Here is a 22,625-nt window from a genome sequence, read left to right as displayed (position 1 = left end):
CCCTGTTTCAGGTTTCACTCTTGAGCGGGCGCGAAAGCAGCGCTTCCATGGCTTTCTGCACGGTCAGTCGCCCCTTGAGCAGCTCTGTCACGCTTTCGATGATTGGTGCTTCCAGCCCGCGTTCGCGCACGATGCGCGCGGCGATGCCTGCCGTGTGGGCGCCTTCGGCAAGCGGTCGGCCTTCAAGGCTTTCGCCGCGTCCGAGTGCCGCCCCATAAGCAAAATTGCGCGATTGCTCCGAGCCGCAGGTCAGGATCAGATCACCAAGCCCGGATAATCCCATAAGCGTGTCGGGTCGCGCACCGAAGGCTTCGCCGATACGCCGCAGCTCCACGAAGCCCCGGGTAATGAGGGCTGCCGACGCGCTCGCGCCAAGCCCCGCGCCATGGGTTGCGCCGGCGGCGATCGCCAGAACGTTTTTCAGCGCGCCGCCAATTTCCACGCCGGTCAGATCGTCGGTCGAATAGCAGCGCAGGCGTGGTGCGGAGAGCTGTTCGGCGAGCGTAACGGCCAGATCGGCATTGTTCGCCGCAACCGTCACGGCGGTTGGCAGCCCGCGCGCCAGATCGCTCGCAAAGCTCGGGCCGGAAAGGGCGGCGACAGGGTTTTCCGGCAGCGCTTCTACGGCGATTTCGGACATGAGCCTGCCCGTCTCTCGTTCGATGCCCTTGGCGCATAGGACAATCGGGATGCCTTTCGACACATGCGGGCCGGCATCGGCCAGAACCGTCCGCAGGGTCTGTGCAGGTGTTACGGCGAGGACGCAGTCGGCATCTTCGAGTGCATCCGGCAGGATGCTCGTGGCAACAAGCCGCGTATCAAGCGTGACCCCGGGCAGGTAGCGCGCGTTGATGTGATCTGCGTTGATCGCCTGTGCCAGCGTTTCATCGCGCGCCCATAGCCTCGCGCGATGACCGCCTGTGAGCATGGCCGCACCAAGCGCCGTGCCCCATGCACCCGCGCCCAGAACCGCGATGGTCCATGGTTTTCTCATGCCTTGGCTCCCCGTTTGCCCGCGCCGAAGAGTGGGGCCGATGCCTGATCCAGCGGCCAGCGCGGGCGCGGAGCAAAGCCCATCGCCTCGTCTTCTTCGAGACCCGCTTCCAGCCGCTCGAGCCCCGCCCAGGCGATCATCGCAGCATTGTCTCCACAAAGACGCAGAGGCGGCGCGATGAGCCGGAAGCCGGCATTCTCGCAAAGCGCATCGAGTGCCGCGCGGATCGCCTGATTGGCCGCGACGCCACCCGCAACCACAAGGGCCGGCGTTTCGAGAACGGGGTGCGTCTGGCGAAAACGTGCAAGACTTCGCGCCACCCGGTCGCTCAATGTTTCCGTGACTGCCTTTTGGAAAGAGGCGCAGATGTCGGCGATGTCAGTGTCGCTCAATGGGGCAAGCGAGGTGGCTTCCCGCCGCACCGCTGTCTTGAGACCGGAGAAGGAAAAATCGGGTCGCGCTTCACCTTTCAGTGGGCGCGGAAAGGCGAAGCGTTTCGGGTCGCCATCCGCGGCCGCCTTTTCCACGCTCGGGCCACCGGGGTAGGGCAGCCCGAGAAGCTTGGCTGTCTTGTCGAATGCCTCGCCCAGCGCATCGTCTATGGTGGAGGCCCAGCGCTGATAGCGCCCGACCCCCTCCACGTGAACGATCTGCGTGTGCCCGCCCGAAACGAGCAGAAGCAGATAGGGGAAATCAATCCTGTCCGTAAGGCGTGCGGTCAGTGCGTGGCCTTCCAGATGATTGACCGGGACAAGCGCCTTGCCACTTGCTGCCGCGATCGCCTTGGCCGTCGTCAGGCCGACGATCAGCCCGCCGATAAGGCCGGGTCCGGCCGTCGCGGCTATGGCGTCGATCTCGTCAAGCGCAAGGCCGGCTTCATCGAGCGCGGCTTTCACCACTCCGTCGAGCGCTTCCACATGGGCGCGAGCTGCGATCTCCGGCACCACGCCGCCAAAGGCGGCATGGTCGGCGATCTGGCTCAGAACCACATTGGACAGGATTTCGGTTTTCTCGCCCGATCTTTCGATGACAGCCGCCGCCGTCTCGTCGCAACTCGTCTCGATGCCAAGGATGCGCGTCATTCAGCCTTACCCGCTCATGTTGCCGTCGCCGCCAATCCCCGTTAGGGGTGTGGTGCATCCGGTTCGGATGCGGGGTTAGCACGGACGTGACAGCATGCAAACTGATGTGGTGAAGATCGGCACACGTGGAAGCGCTCTGGCAGTGGCTCAGGCAGCAGAGGTGCGCGCGCGCCTGATGGCGGCACACGGCCTGCCCGAAGAGGCGTTCGAGATCGTCGTCATCTCCACCTCGGGTGACCGCATTCAGGATCGCCCGCTCTCGCAGGCCGGCGGCAAGGGGCTTTTTACCAAGGAAATCGAGGAAGCCATGCTCGATGGCCGCATCGATCTGGCCGTGCATTCCTCCAAGGACATGCCCACCGTACTCCCTGATGGCCTGGAAATTTCTGCCTTTCTGGAGCGCGAGGATGTGCGCGATGTGTTCATCGGTCGCTCAATCGCAAAGCTTGAGGATTTGCCCCAGGGCGCAAAGCTCGGCACCTCGTCGTTGCGTCGGCAGGCGCTGGTGCTTCGTCTTCGCCCGGATCTCGACGTCGGCATGTTCCGCGGAAATGTGCAGACGCGCCTGCGCAAGCTGGAGGAAGGCGTTGCCGAAGGCACACTTCTGGCGCTTGCCGGGCTCAACCGGCTCGGTATGCCGCACATTGCTACAGAGGTGATGGACCCGGAACGTTTCCCGCCCGCACTCGGGCAAGGCGCGATCTGCATCGAAAGCCGCATCGGCGACCGGCGCATCGGACCGATGATCGCAGCCATACACCATGCCGAAACCGGTGACGCGCTTCTCTGCGAGCGCGCCTTTCTTGGCGCACTTGACGGTTCCTGCCGCACGCCCATTGCGGGTCTCGCCCGTATCGAGGGTGACAGGCTGCGTTTTTCGGGCCTGATCCTTACACCAGATGGTCGCGAGACCCACGAGATCGCAACTGAAGGCCTCACGGTGGATGCTGTCCGTCTCGGCGCGGAGGCTGGCGCAGAAATCCGTGAGAAGGCCGGCCCGCGGTTCTTCGACAGCTGGCAATAATATGCGGCGGGTGCTGGTCACGCGCCCCGAACCGGGCGCTTCGGAAACCGCCGCCAGGCTCGCTGGAATGGGGTTTGAGCCCCTCGTCCTGCCGTTGACGGAAACAGTGCCGCTGCATCCCGCCATCCACGCCCAGCCGGTGGATGTTGTCGCTATCACCAGCCCCAATGCTATCCGCCACGCGCCACAATCCGTTTTCGATGCATTGAAGGGCAAGCCGGTCTTAGCCGTGGGACGCCGAACGGGCGAGGCCGCGCGTGCTGCCGGGCTCGATGTGGTCGATGACGAGGCTGGCGACGCGGAGAGACTGGCGCGATGCATCGATGCCGCTTTCATGGCTCCCGCCGATGTAACGGTGCTTTGTGGGCGTGTGCGCCGCGACGTGCTGGAAACGCGGCTTCGAGCCGCAGGCCACCGGCCACGTCTCATCGAAATTTACGACACTTTGCCGCTGGAGCCCTCAGATGCGGCCATCCGCTCGGTGATCGGTGAGTGGCCGGTCGATGCCGTGCTGCTCTACTCGGCCAATGGCGCGGAACAGCTCAGGCGGTTCATGGCGCGGTCTGCCATGGGAACAAAATTGGGGGCTGCGACATTTTATTGTCTCTCAGAGCGTATTGCCGGGATTTTGGGTCAGGATGTTAAAAAAACCGCTCGAATTGCGGATTTTCCGTCGGAAGATCGTCTGCTCTTTCTGCTAAAGACGTAAGCCCGATCCTGTGAGCCCCTGTTTTCACCATATAGGGGTGTGATAGGAACTTATATGCACTGCACATAGTGCAGGAACAGTCTTTTGCAGCGGAGTTGCCTGATGGTCAAAACGCCGAGAACGCGCCATTCCAAAACCCAGAAGGAGCCGGTGACCATCGATCTGGACCCCGATCAGGTAAAGAGGGAAAAGGTCGATAAGCCCGACGCGTCCGGTGAAGCCAGCAAGCAGACAGGCGGGCAAGGCGCGCAAACCGCCAGTGAGACGAAGCCGGAAACAGCCAAGACGCCCTCATCTGCCAAGCCCGGGGCTTCCGCCGCACCCAAAGATGAGCAGGCCGCCGCAGCGCCAAAAGACAAGCCCGGGATCAAAGATGCCGGCTTTGGGCGTGACGCAAAGGCTGGCGAAGCCAGTGCCAGCAAGGGCGACGCTGAAAAGAAGTCCGAAAAGTTCCAGGGTTCCACAGCGCCCAAAAGCGGCGGCGCCGGCCGTGCGGTTGCCGGTGGTGTTGTTGGCGGTGTGGTGGCGCTTGCGCTTGCCGGCGGCCTTCAGTGGGCCGGGGTCCTGCCGGCTCCCGACAGGGGCGGCGATGCGTCCGATCCGGCGTTGGAAACACTCCGTCAGCAGGTGGCAGAACTTGAAAGCAGGTTGAGCGATCAGCCCGCCGCCAGCGGCAACACTGAAGCGGTGGAGGCCGCGTTGAGCGAGGCGCGTGAGCGCGCCGGCGCAACCGAGCAGCGCCTTTCCGAGCTGGGAAATGAGATTACGGCGCTGCGCGAATCGATCTCCTCAGGCGAAGCCGGCGAGGGGCCGGGACTTGAGGCGATCTCGGATCGGCTTGCAGCACTTGAGGAAAAGACGCAGGGCCTATCGGCAGGCGGTGAAACAGGAGCCGCGCTTGAAGATGTAACCTCCCGGATCTCGTCGATAGAGGCCAGCGTGCGGGAAGCATCCGAAGCGGCCGGTACGGCGAGCCAGACGGCGTCTGACAACGCCGCGGCTCTTTCCACACTGAAGACCGAGGTCGACGCGCTGAAGGCGCAGGCTGAGGAGGCGGATGCCGCCCCGCGCATGGCGCTGGTCATTGCCGCGACCACACTGAAATCCGCTGTGGAGCGCGGCACGCCTTATGCCAGCGAGCTTGAGACCTATACCGCCATCGCACCCGAGGGTGAGGCCGAGGCGCTGGCGCCGCTTGAGGCGAATGCGAACTCCGGTGTGCCGAGCCGCGCGGCGCTTGCCGCCGAGGCGCCCGAAGTGGCGAGCCGCATCGTGGCCGCCACCACGCGCCAGGCGGGCGATGGCGGTGGCGGCATCATCGACAATCTGATGGCCAGCGCCCGCTCGCTCGTGGTGGTGCGTCCGGTGGGCAGCGTCGAAGGCGATGGGCCGGATGCGATCGCCGCACGCATGGAAGCGGCCGTGGTCGCCAATGATTATGAAAAGGCGCTTGCCGAATACGAGACTCTGCCGGAGGCAGGCAAACAGGCCGGCGCCGATTTCGCTGAAAAGCTCAGGGCCCGTCAGGCCGCCGACCAGATATTGAACAGGGCGCTCGCCGATGCGCTGAAGGGGGCATAAGCGCAGATGTTCCGAATTCTCTTCTATCTTGTTGTCGTCTTCCTTCTGGGGCTGGGCTTTGCCTGGCTGGCCGAGCGCCCCGGCGATCTTGTCGTCACCTTCGCGGGCTATCGCTACGAGGTCTCCCTCATGGTGGCTGCGGTTGCCATCGTTGCCATCGTCGCGGCGGTGATGATCCTGTGGTGGCTGATCCGCAGCATCTGGACGAGCCCTTATGCGGTTGCGCGGTATTTCCGTGTGCGTCGTCGCGATCGCGGCTATCAGGCGCTTTCCACCGGGATGATAGCGGCCGGCGCCGGTGATGGCGGTCTGGCGCGGCGCATGAGCCAGCAGGCGGCCAAGCTCATTTCTTCCGATCAGGAGCCGCTCATCCATCTTCTCGATGCGCAGGCAGCATTGCTGGACGGTGATCGGCAAGCGGCGCGCGACAAGTTCACCGCGATGCTCGACGATCCCGAGATGCGTCTTCTGGGTCTGCGCGGACTGTATCTCGAGGCCGAGCGAATGGGTGAGCGCGAGGTTGCCCGCCATTATGCGGAGCGGGCGGTGGAAGATGCACCCCAGCTTGACTGGGCCGTGAACGCCACACTGGATGGGAAGACGGCAGAGGGCGACTGGGATGGGGCATTGGCATTGCTCGGCAGCCGCAAGCCGAGCGGCAAGGATGCGCGCGAGAGCGTCACCGATCGTCGCGCCGTGTTGCTCACCGCCAAGGCTCTCGAAGTGCTGGACGCCGATCCTCAGGCTGCGCGCACCGCCGCCATGGAAGCCCACAAGCTGCGGCCGGATTTCGTGCCTGCGGCTGTGACCGCTGCCAGGGCGCTGTTCCGCCAAAACGAGTTGCGCAAGGGTTCAAAAGTTCTGGAGACCGTCTGGAAGAAAGAACCGCATCCCGAAATTGCGGAAGCCTATATCCATGCTCGCCCCGGTGATTCCACGCAGGACCGTCTGGCGCGAGCCAAGAAACTCCAGTCCCTGAAGCGCAACAATGTGGAATCGGCCCTGATCGTTGGCCGTGCGGCGCTCGACGCGGGCGAGTTCAAGCTCGCACGGGAGTCCTGCGAGGCAGCCGCCCGGCTGGGGCCGCGCGAAAGCGTCTATCTCCTGATGGCCGACATCGAGGAAGCCGAGACCGGAGATCAGGGCCGCGTGCGCCAGTGGCTTGCCAAGGCGCTGCGTGCGCCGCGCGATCCCGCCTGGGTCGCCGATGGCTATGTGGCGGACCGCTGGGCGCCGATTTCGCCCGTCACCGGCAAGCTGGATGCGTTCGAGTGGCGCATGCCCATGGAACGGCTGGCGCAGGTGGTCGAAGGCGATGAAGATTTCTCGCCGGCCCCTGCCATCGCAGCACCAGAGGGTGCGGAAGAAGCGCGTGAACCCGACGAGACGGCACCCGATCCGGTGGTAATCGAGGCAGAGCCTGTCGAAGCGGAAAAGCCGAAAGACGCAAAGCCGGAAGAAAAGGCAGCGGATACGCAAGCTCGTTCACAGAAGCCCGCGCCGCAGGCGAAACCCGTCCCGGTCAACGGGCTGAAGACAGATCCTTCATCCAAGGACGAACCAGTCAAACCGCCATTGCCTGACGACCCCGGCGTGGACCCGGACGACAAGAACGGCTCGACGCAAAGTCCCTTCCGCCTATTTTAAGATTGAGATGTCGCGATTCGCTTCAGGGCGGGTCGCTCCTCCACGTGATCCGAACAGCAGGCCCTCATGTTCGACAGCATTATGTCCTTTCTGAAAGATCTTCCAGGCAGCAGCCGCCAAACGACGGTGAAGCCGGAAGATGATCCGCGTGTGGCTGCCGCCGCATTGCTTTTCCACGTTCTCGATGCTGATGGCATTCGTGAAGCATCTGAGGTCGAAAAGCTCAGGGAAACCCTTTCCAGCACCTACAATCTGACGGGGGCGGAGCTTGAGAAGATCGTCAAGGCTGGTGAGAAAGCCGAACAAGAGGCGATCGACCTCTACGCCTTCACCAGCGTTTTGAAACGGCATCTGGATGCCGATGCGCGAAAGGCCTTCATCGGCCTCATGTGGGGCATCGTCTTCGCCGATGGCGAAATGCATGAACTGGAGGACAACCTTGTCTGGCGTGTGGCGGAGCTTATTGGCGTCGACAATCGGGATCGGGTAATCCTGCGCCAGGAAATGCAAGAGAAACACGCCAAGAGCTGATTGCCATGGGGACCGAGCCGAGCCGCAGGATCCTGATTGTCCTGCATCAGGAAACATCCAGTGCAGGGCGTGTTGGCCAGGTGTTGCAGGCAAGTGGCTTCTCGTTGGATATCCGCCGTCCCCCGCTGGGGCATCTTCTGCCTGAAACGCTTGAAGATCATGCTGGCGTGGTGATGTTCGGTGGTCCCATGAGCGCCAATGACCATGACGATTTTGTACGGCGCGAGACCGACTGGCTCGCTGTTCCGTTGCGGGAGAACAAGCCCTTTCTCGGTATCTGCCTCGGCGCGCAATTGCTGGTGAAGCACCTGGGCGGGCAGGTGAAGAGCCATGATGACGGACTGGTCGAAATCGGCTGGTATCCGTTGCGCGCAACGGACGCCGGACGCAAGCTGCTCCATTGGCCGGAAATGGTCTACCAGTTTCACCGTGAAGGCTTTTCCCTGCCGAAGGATGCCACGCTTCTGGCCACTGCCGAGCATTACCCCAATCAGGCCTTCCGCTATGGCGAAAACGCCTGGGGCGTTCAGTTTCATGCCGAACTCACGCGCGCCATGATGCAGCGCTGGGTGGTGCGCGGCGCGCATCGTTTCGTCATGCCCGGTGCCCAGCAGGGCCGCGACCATCTGGGGGGGCGACTCATTTGGGACCGGCACCTGAAACAGTGGCTGGTGGAGTTTCTGGAACTGATTTTCGGGCGCGAATGCACCGGAACGCTGCAGACAGGAGACGAAGCGAAGGGGCAGCATCCCGTGGGCCGGCGTATGGTCGGGCGTAGGGGCGTGGCCTGATCGAAACGCGCCTCCTCGGGGTCAATGCTTCCGCGAAAGCTCCCGCGTGGCCGCTTCCAGTCCCGCGAGCGTCATCGGATACATGCGGCCTGAGAAAATCTCCTGCAGCATCTGGATCGAGTGTGTGTAGCGCCAGTGTTTTTCCGGCACCGGGTTGAGCCACACCGCATTCGGCCATTGCTGGAGAACGCGGTTCAGCCACACATGGCCGGCTTCCTCGTTCCAGTGCTCCACCGAGCCGCCCGGATAGGCGATTTCATAGGGGCTCATTGAAGCATCACCAACGAAAATGACCTTGTAGTCGGGCCCGAATTTGTGAAGCACGTCGAAAGTGGGTGTCACTTCGGAATAACGGCGGCGGTTGTCCTTCCATACGCCCTCGTAGAGGCAGTTGTGGAAGTAATAATATTCCATGTGCTTGAACTCGGCGCGCGCCGCCGAAAACAGCTCTTCCACAATGCGGATGTGATCGTCCATCGAACCGCCCACATCGAAAAACATCAGAAGCTTCACCGCGTTGCGCCGTTCGGGCCGGGTTTTGACATCCAGATAGCCGTGTTCGGCGGTGGCCTGTACCGTGCCGGGCAGGTCGAACTCTTCCACCGCGCCCTCGCGCACCCAGCGGCGCAGCCGCTTCAGTGCCACCTTGATGTTGCGCGTGCCGAGCTCCACCGCATCATCGAAATTTTTGAACTCGCGCTTGTCCCACACCTTTACCGCACGGCGGTGGCGCGATTCATGCTGGCCGACGCGCACGCCTTCGGGATTGTAGCCATAGGCGCCAAATGGAGAAGTGCCGGCGGTGCCGATCCACTTGTTGCCACCTTGATGCCGCCCCTTCTGCTCGGCAAGACGCTCTTTCAGTGTTTCCATGAGCTTTTCGAAGCCACCCATGGCCTCAACCAGCATTTTCTCTTCCTCGCTGAGGTGCTTTTCCGCCAGCTTGCGCAGCCATTCCTCGGGGATTGCCTGCGGCGCAACACCTTCGCCACCCGACACCGCTTCGACACCCTTGAAGACATGCGAGAACACCTGATCGAACCGGTCGATATGCCGTTCGTCCTTCACCAGAGCGGCGCGTGCGAGATAGTAGAAGGCCTCGACATCGTTGGAGACAAGCTCCTTCTCCATCCCCTCCAAAAGCGAAAGATATTCGCGCAGCGAAACAGGAACGCGCGCGGCTTTCAGCTCCAGGAAAAAGGGAATGAACATTTTAACTAAAAACTCTCAGTTGGCGTTTGGCTGATGTTGGAACAATTTCCATACAACAGGTGCCATGGAAACAGATCAATTGCATTCCCTGATACGTTCGGCGGAGTCCCTAATCGGTTTCTGGTGGCAGGATGACCGTAAGAACTGGTGCGCCTATTGCGGAATCCCGATGCGGCGTCGTGCCGTCGCCGGCAAACCTTTGCCGCCAACCAAGGCAACACGCGATCATGTTGTCCCTCGTGTCTATGCGCCCGGGTTACACACCCTGCCATGCTGTCTTGAATGCAACCGTGCCAAGGGCACCCAGTCTGTCGCGGAATTTCTTTCCAGCGAGTATTTCGCGGAGAAAAGGAAGCGGAAGCATCGCCATCAATGGCCCCTCCCTCATCTGTGGTTCGTCGCAGGGCTCTCGTATCTGAAGAAGAGCTATACGTTGAATGGACAGATGCGGAAGGATCAGCCGAAGAAGACCGCGTGCCGTGTTTAGCGCCGCTGGTACTTGATAAACGGCGTCAGTTTCGCGATCCTGTCATAGAGCTTACGCGCGGTTTCGTTGAAATCCTGCGTCATCCAGTAGACATTGGCAGCACCTGCCTCGTCCGCCTTTTCGTACACAGCCTCGATCAGCGCCCGGCCAATGCCCTTTCCACGCACGGTGGGATCGGCGTAGAGGTCCTGCAGATAGCAGTTGTTGCCAACCGTCCAGCAGGTGCGGTGGAACATGTAATGCACCAGACCGACAGGCTTTCCGTCCATCTCGGCGATCAGGCCATTGGGTTCGTATTCGCCAGTGTCGAAAAGCCGCTCCCATGTGGTGGCATAGACCGCTTCAGGCACGCTCGTCTTGTAAAATGTCAGATAATCCGTCCACAGCCGGCGCCATTCGTTTTCGTCGGTTCTTGCAAGCGGACGGATGGTGATATCGGTCATGATGTTCTCCCTACCGGTCGCAGCATCGTCGGGCGCAAGGCGCCCTCTTGACAAGGGCCAGTGAGGTGCAGGTCTTGCGCCTATTGCCGCCGTGCCATGAAGGCGAGTTTCTCGAAGAGGTGGACGTCCTGCTCGTTTTTCAAGAGTGCGCCATGCAGACGGGGCAGGGCGTTTTTCGCCTCGCCGCGCAGGTCTTCCGGATCTACATCGTCTGAAACCAGCAGCCGGATCCAGTCCAGCGCCTCTGATGTGGAGGGCTTTTTCTTCAGCCCCGGTACCTCGCGGATTTCATAAAACTGGCTGAGGGCGGCAGACACCAGGTTCTTCTTGATGCCGGGATAGTGGACCTCGACAATATCTGCCAGCGTCTCGGCATCGGGAAAGCGGATGTAGTGGAAAAAGCAGCGGCGCAGAAAGGCGTCCGGCAGTTCCTTCTCATTGTTCGACGTGATGATGACGATGGGGCGGTGGATCGCCTTCACCGTCTCGCCGGTCTCGTAGACAAAGAACTCCATCTTATCGAGCTCCTGCAACAGGTCGTTGGGGAATTCGATATCGGCCTTGTCGATCTCGTCGATCAGGAGAACGGTCTTGCGGTCTGCCGCGAAAGCTTCCCACAGTTTTCCGCGTTTGATGTAGTTCTTGATGTCGTTGAAGCGCTCATCGCCCAGCTGGCTGTCGCGCAGGCGCGAGACGGCGTCATATTCATAAAGCCCCTGCTGCGCGCGCGTGGTGGATTTGACATGCCATTCGATCAGATCGAGCCCGAGCGCTGCCGCCACCTGCTTTGCAAGCTCGGTCTTGCCAGTACCGGGTTCGCCCTTAACGAGAAGTGGGCGCTCCAGCGCGATTGCCGCGTTCACGGCCACCATCAGATCCTTGTCGGCGACGTAATCCGCCGTGCCTTCAAAACGCATGCGCATCAGTCCTTGCGGTGTGGTTCCAGCTCAAAATTCGAGCGCGACCCTATTGGGTCAATTTTGCTGGCGCAAGTGCGCGAATGCCACTGGCGAAGCAGGGGGCGGAGGACTATATTGCTCGTGCGGTCTGCGCTTCCCGACAGGAATCTAATTCCCCGGGGCCTTATCGATCCTTAAGGGAGCTGTCCCTGGTCTCGCCCGTGGGCTTGGCTATACCGCGCCCACCTACTTTGTAGGTTCCCGGGATCGTGTATTCCATCGGTTGCCGTGGATCGCCACTCTTTTCCTTTTTCTCTGCGGTTTGTCTGTTTACCGTGGCGTGATGCCGAGACACACCACACATCAATGCGCATGACCACTCCACGCGATCTCAAAAAAGAGCTTCGTTCAGCAGCGCTCGCGCGCCGCGATGCGCTGGATGCCGCGTGGCGCGTGGATGTGGGGCAGCGGGTTGCCACCCATGCGGATGCGCTGGCGCCGTCGCCGGGGGGCGTGGTCTCCAGTTTCTGGCCGATGCGTTCTGAAATGGATGTGCGTCCGCTGATGACCGCACTTGCCGCACGTGGTGCACGCATCGCGCTGCCGGCCATTCTCGACAAAACCACCATCGTCTTCCGCGAATACCTGCCCGATGCGCCGATGATCGATATGGGGTTCGGGACCATGGGCCCGGGCGAGGGCACGGCGGTGCTCGATCCCGATGTGATGCTGGTTCCGCTCGCCGCCTTCGATGCACGCGGCCATCGCATCGGCTATGGGGCGGGCTACTACGACCGCGCCATTGCACGGCTGAAGGTGAAGGGTTGCGCACCGCGCCTGATCGGCATCGCCTTTGACTGCCAGCAGGTCGAAAACGTGCCCGACGAGGCGCATGACCAGCCCCTGTCGGAAATCCTTACCGAGACGGGGTTGCGGCGATTCACTGAAGCGTGAGAGGTTTTTTGCGCTTTTCACCCACGCCTCCGATGCTCTAGAAGCGGCGCATGAGATTTTTGTTTCTTGGCGATATGGTCGGACGCGCCGGCCGCACGGCGGTCTGGGAAAAGCTCCCCGGCCTGATTTCGGATTTCCGGCTCGACTTCGTGGTGGTCAATGGCGAGAACGCGGCAGGCGGTTTCGGCATCACCGAAGAGATCTTCCGGGCTACGCTGGATGCCGGCGCCGATGTGGTGACGACAGGCAATCACGTCTGGGACCAGCGCGAGGCGCTGACTTTCGCCCCGCGCGAGGAGCGCTTCCTGCGGCCGGCGAATTTTCCAAAGGGCACGCCGGGCCGCGGATCGGGTGTCTATATGGCAAAGAACGGCGCAAGGGTCCTTGTCTCCAACATCATGGGACGGGTCTTCATGCATCCCGAGCTCGACGATCCTTTCGCCTGCGTGGAGGACGTGCTGGCCGCCTGTCCGCTTGGCGACCAGGCGGATGCCGTCATTCTCGATTTTCATGCCGAGGCGACTTCCGAGAAAATGTGTTTCGGCCATTTCGTGGATGGGCGGGCGAGCCTCGTCGTGGGCACGCACACGCATCAGCCAACGGCGGATCATCAGATACTCAACGGCGGGACGGGCTATCTCTCCGATGCCGGCATGTGCGGCGATTATGATTCCTCTTTGGGCATGGACAAGGAAGAGCCGCTCAACCGCTTCACCGCAAAAGTTCCAAAAGGGCGTTTCGAGGCGGCCTCCGGTCCTGCCACGATCTGCGGTGTCGGTCTGGAGATTTCCGACCGCACCGGGCTTTGCGAGAAGATTGCTCCCTTGCGCCTCGGGCCCCGGCTTGAGGAAACCGTTCCCGCCTTCTGGCGTTGACGCTGGGAGCGTGCGCGCATAACTCTGCGAAACGCTTTTTGAACAATTGCCAGCGAGGGGTGCTGCAATGGAATGGCTTGCCGGTCACTTTGAGTTTGTCTCCCACCCGGAAGCCTGGGTCGCGCTTGTGACTCTGGTGGTGCTTGAGATCGTTCTCGGCATCGACAATCTGATCTTCATCTCCATCCTCACAAACAAGCTGCCGCAGGAGCAGCAGGCGAGGGCGCGGCGGATTGGCATCAGCGGGGCCTTGATCCTGCGTCTGGCATTGCTTGCCACCATCTCCGTCATCGTGCAGCTCACCGAGCCGGTGTTCGAGCTGTTCGGCCATGGCTTCTCGTGGCGTGATCTCATTCTCATTGCCGGTGGCCTCTTCCTGGTCTGGAAGGCAACGAAAGAGATCCATCACTCGGTCGATCCCGACGATGGCAAGGAAAATATGATGGGCAAGGTGACGATGACAGCGGGCGCTGCCATCGTTCAGATCCTACTCCTCGACCTGGTTTTCTCGATCGATTCCATCATCACCGCCGTCGGCATGACCGATGAGATCGCCATCATGTTCATCGCTGTTATCTCGGCGGTCACTGTGATGCTCATCGCGGCGGAGCCGCTGTCGCGCTTCATCGCCGCCAACCCGACCGTGGTCATGCTGGCGCTCGCCTTCCTTCTGATGATCGGTATGACGCTGATCGCAGACGGAATGGGTTTCCATGTGCCCAAAGGCTATATCTACGCCGCCATGGGCTTCTCGGCCCTGGTCGAGGGGCTCAACATGATGGCGCGGCGCAAGCGGGCACGCGACAAGGCGCTGGCGGAAGGTTCGGCTGAATAGAGCAATTCCAGGAAGAGTGGAAACCGGGTTTCCGTCCGGAATTGCGAAAAAAAACAACATGGAGAGTGTCTGCAATTCAATGAAGAGCGGACACGCTCCAGGTAAGGCTAAACGCCGTCCAGGATGACGATGGTCGGTCGCCGTGGCAGATTGTCAAGCGCCACGGTGATCGTCCGTCCTTCACGGAAATCGAGCTCGAAACCACCGCCCATCCGGCTTGTAAAAGCGCTGAGCGGTGTGGAATGGCGATGCATGGGCAGGATGACCGATGAGGAAAGCCTGCGTGCGATTTCGCTCATACCGTCAAGCGAGAGCGTCAGCCCGCCATCCACGGGCACCATGACCACATCGAGCCTACCGATGGCCGCATAGTCGCTGTCGTCGAGCCGGTGGTGCAGATGGCCGAGATGGCCGACGCACAAACCTGCCACCTCGAAAATGAAGATCGAATTGGCATCCGGCTCCATCGCGCCATAGCGGTGGATGTCGGTCGTCACATTGCGGATATAGACATCATCGACAAGCAGCGCGTGACGCGCCGGTCCGCCTTCCGGGTTCCAGCCAGGCAAGACATGTTCGATTGCCGGGTCGGGATTTCGGGTGAAATGGGTGCTGTGCGCCTTGTTCATCGTGACCACCCGGGGTGTGGGACTGGCCCCATAGGCGCCCGAAAAGTCGGTAGCGATGGTGACACCAGCAGGTGTCTCTATGATGTAGGTGGAGTGGCCCGCATAGGTGATATCGACTGCCTCGGCGCTTGCCGCTGTTGTCAGAGCAAGTGAGGTGTAGATCACCCTGGGCGACGTCTGAGCCATGGCCAGGCATGTGCTTGGTCGTTCTGTTTGCGCCTGCGCCGCGGCAAACGGCAGCAGCAAAATGGTTGGTAAGGCTGCGATCAGTCGGAAGGCGTTCATCGGCATCTCCCGTTTTGGACGGCCAGTTTTTACGACAAAGCGCGGCTTCGCGCCATGTTGACGACCCGCGCTTCTGGACGTTGGCCGGCATTTTCACTATAAGGCGGCGTTATTTCGTTGCATTCAAAAGACCGTGAGAAGGAGCCCCATGGCCGGTCATTCCCAATTCAAGAACATCATGCACCGCAAGGGCCGGCAGGATGCCGTTCGCTCGAAGATGTTTTCCAAACTGGCGCGCGAAATCACGGTTGCTGCCAAGATGGGACTGCCCGACCCGGGGATGAACCCGCGCCTGCGCCTGGCCATCCAGAACGCCAAGGCCCAGTCCATGCCGAAGGACAATATCGAGCGCGCCATCAAGAAGGCGGCGGGCGGTGATGCGGAGAACTATGATGAGGTGCGCTACGAAGGCTATGGCCCGGGCGGCGTGGCCATCATCGTGGAGGCGCTGACCGATAACCGCAATCGTTCTGCCTCCAACATTCGCGCTGCCTTCACCAAGGCCGGCGGCTCCATGGGCGAAACCGGCTCTGTGTCATTCATGTTCGACCGTGTCGGCGAAATCATCTACCCCGCCGACAAGGGCGATGCCGATACGGTGATGGAAGCGGCCATCGAAGCGGGCGCCGAAGACGTCCAGTCGGACGAGAATGGCCATGTCATCACGTGTGCCTTCGAGGACATTGGTGATGTTACCTCAGCGCTGGAAGAGGCATTGGGTGAGGCTGAGTCCGTCAAGGCCATCTGGCGGCCGCAGACTGGCACACCTGTCGACGAAGAGCGTGCGCAGTCGATCCTCAAACTGGTTGCCACCCTCGAAGACGACGATGACGTGCAGAACGTTTATGCCAATTTCGAGGTCGATGACGAAACGCTGGCAAAACTCAGCGCGGCCTGATTGTTTTTCTGCCGGTCATGGGTGTCCGGCAGAATCCGCTGGCGATCGATGAAGGATGGCGTGGTATGAAAGAGCATCGCGTCGCAATTACCTACTGCACCCAATGCCAGTGGCTCCTGCGGTCGGCGTGGCTCGCGCAGGAGCTTCTCTCCACCATTTCCACAGAGCTTGCCGAAGTGGCGCTGAGGCCGGGCACGGGAGGCATTTTCGAGGTCACCTGCAACGGCTCCTCATCTGGGAGCGCAAGCATGATGGAGGCTTTCCGGACGCCAAGACGCTCAAACAGCGCGTGCGTGATGTGATCGACCCGGAGCGTGACCTTGGACACATCGACAGGACGGCAATAAAAAACCCGCCCTTGTGAGGCGGGTTTTTGCAATGTCTGCTGCGATGGGGCGGCTTAGATGCCCAGGCCCTGGTAACGCTGCTTGAACTTCGACACGCGGCCGCCGCGGTCCATCAGCGACTGCTGACCGCCGGTCCATGCCGGGTGCGTGGACGGGTCGATGTCGAGCTGGAGCGTGTCGCCCTCTTTGCCCCAGGTGGAGCGGGTCTCATACTCGGTGCCGTCCGTCATGACGACCTTGATCGTGTGATAGTCGGGATGAATTTCGGCTTTCATCGGCTTGTCCTGAATTTGGTCGGGGTAACAAACAAGACCGCACTTGCGGCAATTGCACCCATCCTGAAAACTTGAAGCCGCGGCCAAGGAAGGCTACGGCTTCGGAATTGGTTGGCGAGCCTATACATCAGGTCCGGCGACAAGACAAGAGTTGAGCGGCGTACAAATTGCCGTTCGCCGGAATGGTGTGAAAAAGGGATGAGTGATGGCGCGTGGACAAATGGCGTCTCAGGAGAGACAGCAGGCAGAGAAGCGGCGGACTCTCAGGCCACTTCGGCGCCTCCTGCCCTATGTCGGACGCTATCGTGTTCTCGCAGCCTGCGCCGCATTTTTCCTGGTGATCGCGGCGATCGCAACATTAACGCTGCCGCTTGCGGTGCGCCGCATGATCGATCACGGATTCTCCGCATCGGACTCGATCTTTATCGCCAATTATTTCTCAATGCTGATTGTCGTGGCAGCCGTATTGGCCGTCGCCTCTGCCGGCCGTTATTTCTTTGTTATCACACTGGGTGAACGTGTCGTCAGTGACCTCCGGCGTGACGTGTTCGATCATGTTACGCGGCTTTCTCCCGGCTTTTTTGACACGGTTCAGTCCGGCGAAATCGTGTCTCGCATTTCGGCCGACGCGACGCAGGTCAAGTCTGCAGTGGGTGCCACGATCTCCCAGGCGTTGCGCAATGTCATTATGGGGCTGGGCGCGGTCTGCATGATGGTGGTCACCAGCCCGCGACTTTCGCTCCTTGTGGTGGCAGCAATCCCGATCATCGTTTTGCCGCTCGTGGCTTTTGGCCGTTCCGTCCGTCGCCGGTCCCGATTTGCGCAAGACACGCTGGCCGACGCCACCGCCTATGCAGGCGAACAGATCGGAGCGATGCGCACGCTCCAGGCCTTCACCGGTGAAGCGACTGCACGAGGCAGATTTTCCGATGCCATTGAAACGGCATTTGCGGCGGCACGTTCCTCCATCTTCGCGCGCTCATTTCTGACATTCTTTGCCATCTTCATGACCTTCAGCTCGGTTGTGGCAGTCTTGTGGTTCGGATCGCGCGACGTTCTTTCGGGTGCCATGACGCCGGGAACGCTCGGGCAGTTCCTGCTCTATTCGGTTCTGGCGGCAGGAGCCCTGGGCGCCCTTTCGGAAGTCTGGGGAGAGCTTTCGCAGGCCGCGGGTGCCGCCGAGCGCATGAGCGAACTGCTGGCCGAAGAGCCGGGCATCACGGCGCCGGCCGAGCCGGTGCTTCTGCCTCAGCCGGCACGTGGGGAGGTGGCGTTCGAGAGTGTTTCCTTCGCCTATCCCACGCGGCCGGGGCGGTCTGCCCTTCATGGCTTGAGTTTCAATGTGAATCCGGGTGAGACGGTCGCGATTGTCGGGCCGTCGGGTGCGGGCAAAACCACAATCTTCTCACTGCTGTTGCGCTATTACGACCCCAATGGGGGAAGGGTGCTTGTCGATGGCGTCGATACCCGGCAGGTGGACCCGCTGGCTCTGCGGGGACGCATGGCCATCGTTCCGCAGGACGTCACCATTTTCGCTGCCAGCGCTGCGGAGAACATTGCCTTTGGCCGTCCCGATGCGCGCCGAGCGGAGATCGAGGCTGCAGCCCGTGCTGCACTCGCGCATGATTTCATCAGAGATCTGTCGGAGGGGTACGATACGCAGGTGGGTGAGCGCGGTGTCACCCTGTCCGGCGGTCAGCGTCAGCGCATGGCCATTGCGCGGGCCATACTGCGCGATGCACCGATCCTGCTTCTCGACGAAGCCACCTCGGCACTGGATTCGCAAAGCGAGACGCTGGTGCAACAGGCGCTGGATCATTTGATGCAGGGGCGCACCACGCTCATTATCGCGCACCGGCTTTCAACGGTTCTCAAGGCCGACCGCATTCTCGTCCTCGATGAGGGGCGTGTCGTCGAAGAAGGCACGCACACCGAGCTTGTTGCGGCAGGCGGTGTCTATGCGAACCTAGCAAGCCTTCAGTTCGATGCCCCCGGCGAGGCGGCAGAATGAGTTGAGGCTGAACTCCCGCCTCAAATAAACGTCGCGATTTCTTCCAAAGGCTTTTTCTCCATCGCATGCTGGGGAATGGTGGCATCCTCTTTGGGATAGCCAACAACCATCAAAATATATGGCTTGTCGTGCGGGTCCCGGCTGCACAGTTCGTTGAGAAAGCTCATCGGGTTGGGTGTGTGGGTCAGCGTGGCAAGCCCCGCTCTGTGTAGGGCAGCAATCAGAAAACCAGTGGCGATGCTCACCGATTCGGGCACATAGTAATTCTTGCGTTTCACGCCGTCGGCAGAACGGCTGCGGCGCTCGCCGAACACGCAGATCAGCCACGGAGCCTCCTCCAGGAACGGCTTGCTCGCATCGGTACCCAGCGGTCCCAGCGCCTGCAGCCATTCTTCGCCCGCACGGCCTTCGTAAAACGCTTTCTCCTCGATTTCAGCCGCCTCGCGGATCTGTTTTTTCACCGCAGGGTCACCGATGGCTGCGAAATGCCAGGGTTGGTGGTTTGCACCGTTTGGTGCGGTTCCCGCCGCCTTGATGCAGGTCTCGATTATGTCGCGCGGCACCGGGCGGCTTGAGAAGTCGCGCACCGTGTGCCGGGTGCGGATCTCATCATAGAAGGCTCGCGCCCGCGCCCGCATTTCCTCCACCGGATACTCCCTGTAATCGGGAAGCGGAACAGGGCGGTATTCTTGAGTGGACTTGGTGCTCATGCGGACGGCTCCTCCATTTTGTCCGATAGGATTGTCGGACAATCGTTCAGGCGAGCCTCGACGTCAAGCATCGACGTGGCTCACGCCGTCGATGCATTCTTGCCAATGTGCTGTTTCGGTGGCGCAAAATGATCGTCAGGCAGCGATTGAATGAGCTTTCTCGCGTTCTCGATATGGCGGAGCATCGCGTCCCGCGCTCCGTCTTCATCGTTGGCAACGACGCATTCCGTCACTTCCCGGTGCTGCTGGTTGGTGTCGAACACGTGGCTGTGGTCAACCAAAACACGAAACTGCAGCCAATAGAGCGAATTGGACAGTCGCGTGAGCGTGTCGCTGAGGAGGGGGTTTTCTGCAGTCTCGCGAAAGAGCCGGTGAAACTGGCCGTTGAGTTTCGAAAACCGATTCATGTCGCCTTGTTCCACGGCGGCGTCCAGATCACGCTGCAAGGCGACAAGGGTGGATGGGGCCTGATGAAGCGCGGGCAGGGCGAGGGTGACCGCAAGCGCTTCCAGAGCCCCGCGCACCTGGAAAAGATTGTCCACCTCCACGCGCGATAGCTGGCGAACCATCACGCCGCGATGCGGCTCCGCCGCGAGGAGACCATCGGCTGTCAGCCGGCGGAAGGCTTCACGCACGGAGGAGCGGGACACGCCGAGCCGGTTGGTAAACTCGCTTTCGGTCAACCTTTGTCCGGGCACGAGGCGCCCGGTACGAACGGCTTCGGTCAGAGCGTCGGCCACTGTCTCCACAGTGGATCGGGAATCGGTATCTTCCATGCTGGCGAGAGTGTGCCGACGCCGGCGCTCTGACAAGCCTTCCTGTCTGGTTGGCGCAGCCTATTCGCCGTAGCGTTCTTCCAGATGTCTTGTGAAATGCGCCGCGTTGAGCGGCTCGCCGGTCGCCTGTTCGATCAGATCCGGTGTTGAGAGCCGCGAGGCCTGCGACCAGACCTTCTCGTGCCGCCATGCGTTCACCGCTTCGAATTGCCCGTGTGCAAACTGCTCGTTCACATCCGGGATCTCCTTCTCGATTGCCGCCCATTGCTGTGCAGCGATCATCGCGCCGAGCGTGTAGGAGGGGAAATAGCCGAAGGCTGCGGAAGGCCAGTGCACATCCTGCATGGGTCCATCCTGCGGCGTGTTGATGGTGGAAAGGCCAAGATAGGCTTTCATCTTCGCGTCCCAGGCTTCCGGCAGGTCGCGGGCTTCGAGTTTGCCGGAAATCAGATCCTGCTCCAGCTCGAAGCGCAGGATCACATGGAGCGGATAGGTCACTTCGTCCGCGTCGACGCGGATCAGCCCGCGCTCGACATGATGCACATGGGCGAGGATTTCGTCTGTCGACCATGTCTCCCCGAGATGCTTCTCCACCACCGGCAATGCCCATTCCCAGAAAGCCGGGTTTCTGCCGATCTGCTTTTCGACAAACAGGCTCTGGCTTTCGTGAATGGCCATGCCCCTTGCCTTGCCAACCGGCCAATGCGCCCATTCGGACGGCAGGTTCTGCTCATAGAGCGCGTGGCCGGTTTCATGGAGGATGCCCATCAGCGAAGACAGGAATTCGTCGGTGCGATAGCGTGTCGTGATGCGCACATCGGTTGGCACGCCGCCACAAAACGGGTGATGTGAGACGGAGAGGCTCCCGCGTGTCAGGTCGAAACCGACCGCCGCCATCATCGCCAGGCCAAGTTCGCGCTGACGCTCGACCGGGTAGTTTCCAGCCAGCGGGCGAAGCGGATTTTTCGCTCGTTTCTTTTTCTGAATTTCCAGGGCGTTTGGGACGAAATCGACCAGAAATGCCTTCAAATTCTCGAAAACAGGAGCAATTTCCGCCGTTCTGTTGCCCGGGTCGAACTGCTCCATCAACGCGTCATAAGGCGCAAGGCCGAGCACGTCGGAACGCCGCTCTGCCTCCTCCCTCGCCATCTCGATCACACCTTCCAGCGCTGGCAGGAAACCGGCCCAATCGCCCTTTGGTCGGGCCTCGCGCCAAAGCTGTTCGCAGCGCATCCGGGTGCGGGTCTGGCGTTCGACGAAGTCGGACGGCAGGCAGGTGAGATTGATGTAGTGGCGACGGAACTCCGCGACTGCCGTTTTCTGATCGGCGTTCAGATCTTCCTGCTCTGCCGCTTCGATCCAGTCGGCGATTTCCGGTGCCGTAGCCTGACGATGGGCCATGCCGGCAAGAGTGGACATGGCCTCGGCGCGCGCCTCGCCGCCACCCGGCGCCATATGCGTTGCCTCATCGGCTCCAAGGATCGACAGCGCATGACTGAGCGCCTCCAGCTTGTGGCCAAGGTCATCGAGTTTCTGAAAGGACATGGAATTCCTCATACGCGTGGAAAAAAGAGCACGGGGCTCCACACTGGAGATGATCAACGTTCGGTAAGCTTCAGCTCGATGCGGCGATTGCGGGCGCGGGCTTCGGCGGTGTCTTCGGTGTCGAGCGGTTGATACTCGCCGAAGCCGGCGGCCACGAGCCGGTTGGCAGGCACGCCGTTCTCGATCAGGAATTTCACTACGGCGGTAGCGCGGGCCGTGGAAAGTTCCCAGTTGTCACGGAAGCGACCAGTACCGGAAAGGGGCACATCATCGGTGTGGCCATCGACGCGCAGCACCCAGTTGATTTCTGGCGGGATCTCTTTCTGCAGCTCGAGGATGGCGTCTGCGAGCTTCTGCATTTCCGTCTGGCCGTTCGGGTTGATTTCCGTTGCGCCAGAAGGGAAGAGAACTTCCGACTGGAACACGAAACGGTCGCCGACGATGCGGATGTTTTCGCGGTCGGAGAGAATTTCGCGCAGGCGGCCGAAGAAGTCGGAGCGATAGCGGTTCAACTCCTGAACGCGCTGTGCCAGCGCAACGTTGAGGCGGCGGCCGAGATCTGCGATCTTGGTGCGGGATTCGCGATCTCGCTCTTCCGAGACCTCAAGGGCTGCTTCCAGCGCGCCAATCTGTTTGCGCAGTGCGGAGATCTGCTGGTTCAGCAACTCCACCTGCGAAAGCGCACGCTGGCTTACCTGCCGTTCTTCATCGAGAGCACCTGAAAGCTCTCCGATCCGTGCCTGAGCCTGTTCACTCTGTCCGCTGCCACTTGCCAGAATCTGTTCCAGTCTGGAGCGATCGGCGCGGATGTCTTCGAGCGATGCGCGCAGGCTGGCAATGGTGTCTTCGGCGTCCTGGCTGTTGGCCTGCTCGAGAGCGAGAAGCTGCGTCAGCTCGTTTATCTGCGTGTTCAGCCGGTCTAGAACGGCATCCTTGCCTGTAATTTCCTGACTGAGAAAATACTGCGCGAGAACGAAAACCGAGAGCAGGAACATGATGGCAAGCAAAAGCGTCGCCATCGCATCCACGAAACCGGGCCAGTAGTCGACGCGGCGGTCGGTGCGGCGTGCGCGGGCGAGCGCCAT

General features: G+C 61.2%; 22 protein-coding genes, 1 other RNA gene and 1 pseudogene. 13 read left to right on the top strand and 11 right to left on the bottom strand.

Going from position 1 to position 22,625, the window contains the following annotated elements; all coding sequences use genetic code 11:
- Window positions 1-7: 7 nt before the first annotated feature.
- Together KW403_RS05625 and tsaD are read right to left on the bottom strand one after the other, a co-directional pair.
- Entirely contained in the window at window positions 8-994 is a 987-nt protein-coding gene (locus KW403_RS05625) for an NAD(P)H-dependent glycerol-3-phosphate dehydrogenase (protein ID WP_223021755.1), read from the bottom strand.
- On the bottom strand, window positions 991-2,076 hold the full coding sequence (gene tsaD, locus KW403_RS05620) for a tRNA (adenosine(37)-N6)-threonylcarbamoyltransferase complex transferase subunit TsaD (protein WP_223021754.1): 1,086 nt from the start codon (window positions 2,074-2,076) through the stop codon (window positions 991-993). Before tsaD ends, KW403_RS05625 begins: the two co-directional genes overlap by 4 nt.
- A gap of 94 nt (window positions 2,077-2,170) precedes the next feature.
- Here tsaD and hemC point away from each other — a divergent pair, with 94 nt between their 5' ends.
- The 6 genes from hemC to KW403_RS05590 all read left to right on the top strand — a co-directional run bounded on the left by hemC (window position 2,171) and on the right by KW403_RS05590 (window position 8,359).
- A complete protein-coding gene (gene hemC / locus KW403_RS05615) occupies window positions 2,171-3,100 on the top strand; it encodes a hydroxymethylbilane synthase (RefSeq protein WP_223021753.1) in 930 nt (309 codons plus the stop codon).
- 1 nt (window position 3,101) lies between these two features.
- The gene (locus KW403_RS05610; protein ID WP_223021752.1) at window positions 3,102-3,809 is read left to right on the top strand and encodes a uroporphyrinogen-III synthase; all 708 of its coding nucleotides are present in this window, start codon (window positions 3,102-3,104) and stop codon (window positions 3,807-3,809) included.
- 102 nt (window positions 3,810-3,911) lie between these two features.
- A complete protein-coding gene (locus tag KW403_RS05605) occupies window positions 3,912-5,390 on the top strand; it encodes a COG4223 family protein (protein ID WP_223021751.1) in 1,479 nt (492 codons plus the stop codon).
- A gap of 6 nt (window positions 5,391-5,396) precedes the next feature.
- On the top strand, window positions 5,397-7,037 hold the full coding sequence (locus tag KW403_RS05600) for a heme biosynthesis protein HemY (RefSeq protein WP_223021750.1): 1,641 nt from the start codon (window positions 5,397-5,399) through the stop codon (window positions 7,035-7,037).
- 66 nt (window positions 7,038-7,103) lie between these two features.
- Window positions 7,104-7,568, top strand: coding sequence for a tellurite resistance TerB family protein (locus KW403_RS05595; RefSeq protein ID WP_223021749.1), 465 nt, complete (start codon window positions 7,104-7,106; stop codon window positions 7,566-7,568).
- 5 nt (window positions 7,569-7,573) lie between these two features.
- Window positions 7,574-8,359, top strand: a complete 786-nt coding sequence (locus KW403_RS05590; RefSeq protein ID WP_223021748.1) for a glutamine amidotransferase — start codon at window positions 7,574-7,576, stop codon at window positions 8,357-8,359.
- A gap of 21 nt (window positions 8,360-8,380) precedes the next feature.
- Here the strand turns inward: KW403_RS05590 and KW403_RS05585 are convergent, their stop codons facing one another.
- The 3 genes from KW403_RS05585 to KW403_RS05575 form a co-directional block, all read right to left on the bottom strand.
- On the bottom strand, window positions 8,381-9,571 hold the full coding sequence (locus KW403_RS05585; protein ID WP_223021747.1) for a vWA domain-containing protein: 1,191 nt from the start codon (window positions 9,569-9,571) through the stop codon (window positions 8,381-8,383).
- Window positions 9,572-10,054: 483 nt separating this feature from the next.
- Window positions 10,055-10,501 (bottom strand): GNAT family N-acetyltransferase, encoded by a 447-nt coding sequence (locus KW403_RS05580; protein ID WP_223021746.1) that lies wholly within the window; start codon window positions 10,499-10,501, stop codon window positions 10,055-10,057.
- Between the two features lie 80 nt (window positions 10,502-10,581).
- The gene (locus KW403_RS05575) at window positions 10,582-11,418 is read right to left on the bottom strand and encodes an AAA family ATPase (RefSeq protein ID WP_223021745.1); all 837 of its coding nucleotides are present in this window, start codon (window positions 11,416-11,418) and stop codon (window positions 10,582-10,584) included.
- Between the two features lie 124 nt (window positions 11,419-11,542).
- On the opposite strand from KW403_RS05575, the gene ssrS reads away from it, so the two are divergent.
- The 4 genes from ssrS to KW403_RS05560 all read left to right on the top strand — a co-directional run bounded on the left by ssrS (window position 11,543) and on the right by KW403_RS05560 (window position 14,064).
- A non-coding RNA gene (ssrS, locus tag KW403_RS19480) (6S RNA) lies at window positions 11,543-11,699 on the top strand.
- Between the two features lie 73 nt (window positions 11,700-11,772).
- Window positions 11,773-12,354: a 5-formyltetrahydrofolate cyclo-ligase gene (locus KW403_RS05570; RefSeq protein ID WP_223021744.1), complete on the top strand. Its 582-nt coding sequence runs from the start codon at window positions 11,773-11,775 to the stop codon at window positions 12,352-12,354.
- Between the two features lie 50 nt (window positions 12,355-12,404).
- Entirely contained in the window at window positions 12,405-13,229 is an 825-nt protein-coding gene (locus tag KW403_RS05565; protein WP_007007096.1) for a TIGR00282 family metallophosphoesterase, read from the top strand.
- Between the two features lie 67 nt (window positions 13,230-13,296).
- Window positions 13,297-14,064, top strand: a complete 768-nt coding sequence (locus KW403_RS05560) for a TerC family protein (RefSeq protein ID WP_223021743.1) — start codon at window positions 13,297-13,299, stop codon at window positions 14,062-14,064.
- 107 nt (window positions 14,065-14,171) lie between these two features.
- On the opposite strand, the gene KW403_RS05555 is transcribed toward KW403_RS05560, so the two are convergent.
- Window positions 14,172-14,978, bottom strand: a complete 807-nt coding sequence (locus KW403_RS05555) for an MBL fold metallo-hydrolase (RefSeq protein ID WP_223021742.1) — start codon at window positions 14,976-14,978, stop codon at window positions 14,172-14,174.
- 148 nt (window positions 14,979-15,126) lie between these two features.
- Between KW403_RS05555 and KW403_RS05550 the strand changes: the two genes are divergently transcribed.
- The gene (locus KW403_RS05550) at window positions 15,127-15,876 is read left to right on the top strand and encodes a YebC/PmpR family DNA-binding transcriptional regulator (RefSeq protein ID WP_223021741.1); all 750 of its coding nucleotides are present in this window, start codon (window positions 15,127-15,129) and stop codon (window positions 15,874-15,876) included.
- A gap of 65 nt (window positions 15,877-15,941) precedes the next feature.
- Window positions 15,942-16,240: pseudogene (locus tag KW403_RS05545) on the top strand (Rdx family protein).
- A gap of 36 nt (window positions 16,241-16,276) precedes the next feature.
- Here the strand turns inward: KW403_RS05545 and rpmE are convergent.
- The gene (gene rpmE / locus KW403_RS05540) at window positions 16,277-16,498 is read right to left on the bottom strand and encodes a 50S ribosomal protein L31 (RefSeq protein ID WP_223021740.1); all 222 of its coding nucleotides are present in this window, start codon (window positions 16,496-16,498) and stop codon (window positions 16,277-16,279) included.
- A 205-nt stretch (window positions 16,499-16,703) separates the two neighbouring features.
- On the opposite strand from rpmE, the gene KW403_RS05535 reads away from it, so the two are divergent.
- Window positions 16,704-18,509: an ABC transporter transmembrane domain-containing protein gene (locus tag KW403_RS05535; RefSeq protein WP_246637905.1), complete on the top strand. Its 1,806-nt coding sequence runs from the start codon at window positions 16,704-16,706 to the stop codon at window positions 18,507-18,509.
- 20 nt (window positions 18,510-18,529) lie between these two features.
- On the opposite strand, the gene KW403_RS05530 is transcribed toward KW403_RS05535, so the two are convergent.
- The 4 genes from KW403_RS05530 to KW403_RS05515 all read right to left on the bottom strand — a co-directional run bounded on the left by KW403_RS05530 (window position 18,530) and on the right by KW403_RS05515 (window position 22,625).
- Window positions 18,530-19,219: a nitroreductase family protein gene (locus KW403_RS05530; RefSeq protein WP_223021739.1), complete on the bottom strand. Its 690-nt coding sequence runs from the start codon at window positions 19,217-19,219 to the stop codon at window positions 18,530-18,532.
- An 80-nt stretch (window positions 19,220-19,299) separates the two neighbouring features.
- Entirely contained in the window at window positions 19,300-19,995 is a 696-nt protein-coding gene (locus tag KW403_RS05525; protein WP_223021738.1) for a GntR family transcriptional regulator, read from the bottom strand.
- Between the two features lie 60 nt (window positions 19,996-20,055).
- Window positions 20,056-21,540, bottom strand: coding sequence for a carboxypeptidase M32 (locus tag KW403_RS05520; RefSeq protein WP_223021737.1), 1,485 nt, complete (start codon window positions 21,538-21,540; stop codon window positions 20,056-20,058).
- 53 nt (window positions 21,541-21,593) lie between these two features.
- Window positions 21,594-22,625 (bottom strand): peptidoglycan -binding protein, encoded by a 1,032-nt coding sequence (locus KW403_RS05515; protein WP_223021736.1) that lies wholly within the window; start codon window positions 22,623-22,625, stop codon window positions 21,594-21,596.

This window comes from Nitratireductor kimnyeongensis, assembly GCF_019891395.1.
GTDB classification, from domain to species: Bacteria; Pseudomonadota; Alphaproteobacteria; order Rhizobiales; family Rhizobiaceae; genus Nitratireductor; species Nitratireductor kimnyeongensis.
This window is presented reverse-complemented; position numbering and strand designations above follow the sequence as displayed.

Bases quoted from the DNA above. Each gene is read 5' to 3' on its own strand.
- KW403_RS05595 (WP_223021749.1), top strand. From the start codon at position 7,104: ATGTTCGACAGCATTATGTCCTTTCTGAAAGATCTTCCAGGCAGCAGC.
- KW403_RS05590 (WP_223021748.1), top strand. From the start codon at position 7,574: ATGGGGACCGAGCCGAGCCGCAGGATCCTGATTGTCCTGCATCAGGAA.
- rpmE (WP_223021740.1), bottom strand. From the start codon at position 16,498: ATGAAAGCCGAAATTCATCCCGACTATCACACGATCAAGGTCGTCATG.
- KW403_RS05530 (WP_223021739.1), bottom strand. From the start codon at position 19,219: ATGAGCACCAAGTCCACTCAAGAATACCGCCCTGTTCCGCTTCCCGAT.
- KW403_RS05585 (WP_223021747.1), bottom strand. From the start codon at position 9,571: ATGTTCATTCCCTTTTTCCTGGAGCTGAAAGCCGCGCGCGTTCCTGTT.
- KW403_RS05550 (WP_223021741.1), top strand. From the start codon at position 15,127: ATGGCCGGTCATTCCCAATTCAAGAACATCATGCACCGCAAGGGCCGG.
- KW403_RS05570 (WP_223021744.1), top strand. From the start codon at position 11,773: ATGACCACTCCACGCGATCTCAAAAAAGAGCTTCGTTCAGCAGCGCTC.
- KW403_RS05560 (WP_223021743.1), top strand. From the start codon at position 13,297: ATGGAATGGCTTGCCGGTCACTTTGAGTTTGTCTCCCACCCGGAAGCC.
- KW403_RS05600 (WP_223021750.1), top strand. From the start codon at position 5,397: ATGTTCCGAATTCTCTTCTATCTTGTTGTCGTCTTCCTTCTGGGGCTG.
- KW403_RS05610 (WP_223021752.1), top strand. From the start codon at position 3,102: ATGCGGCGGGTGCTGGTCACGCGCCCCGAACCGGGCGCTTCGGAAACC.
- KW403_RS05520 (WP_223021737.1), bottom strand. From the start codon at position 21,540: ATGTCCTTTCAGAAACTCGATGACCTTGGCCACAAGCTGGAGGCGCTC.
- KW403_RS05565 (WP_007007096.1), top strand. From the start codon at position 12,405: ATGAGATTTTTGTTTCTTGGCGATATGGTCGGACGCGCCGGCCGCACG.
- hemC (WP_223021753.1), top strand. From the start codon at position 2,171: ATGCAAACTGATGTGGTGAAGATCGGCACACGTGGAAGCGCTCTGGCA.
- KW403_RS05555 (WP_223021742.1), bottom strand. From the start codon at position 14,978: ATGAACGCCTTCCGACTGATCGCAGCCTTACCAACCATTTTGCTGCTG.
- KW403_RS05535 (WP_246637905.1), top strand. From the start codon at position 16,704: ATGGCGCGTGGACAAATGGCGTCTCAGGAGAGACAGCAGGCAGAGAAG.
- KW403_RS05575 (WP_223021745.1), bottom strand. From the start codon at position 11,418: ATGCGTTTTGAAGGCACGGCGGATTACGTCGCCGACAAGGATCTGATG.
- KW403_RS05580 (WP_223021746.1), bottom strand. From the start codon at position 10,501: ATGACCGATATCACCATCCGTCCGCTTGCAAGAACCGACGAAAACGAA.
- KW403_RS05605 (WP_223021751.1), top strand. From the start codon at position 3,912: ATGGTCAAAACGCCGAGAACGCGCCATTCCAAAACCCAGAAGGAGCCG.
- KW403_RS05625 (WP_223021755.1), bottom strand. From the start codon at position 994: ATGAGAAAACCATGGACCATCGCGGTTCTGGGCGCGGGTGCATGGGGC.
- tsaD (WP_223021754.1), bottom strand. From the start codon at position 2,076: ATGACGCGCATCCTTGGCATCGAGACGAGTTGCGACGAGACGGCGGCG.
- KW403_RS05525 (WP_223021738.1), bottom strand. From the start codon at position 19,995: ATGGAAGATACCGATTCCCGATCCACTGTGGAGACAGTGGCCGACGCT.
- KW403_RS05515 (WP_223021736.1), bottom strand. From the start codon at position 22,625: ATGGCGCTCGCCCGCGCACGCCGCACCGACCGCCGCGTCGACTACTGG.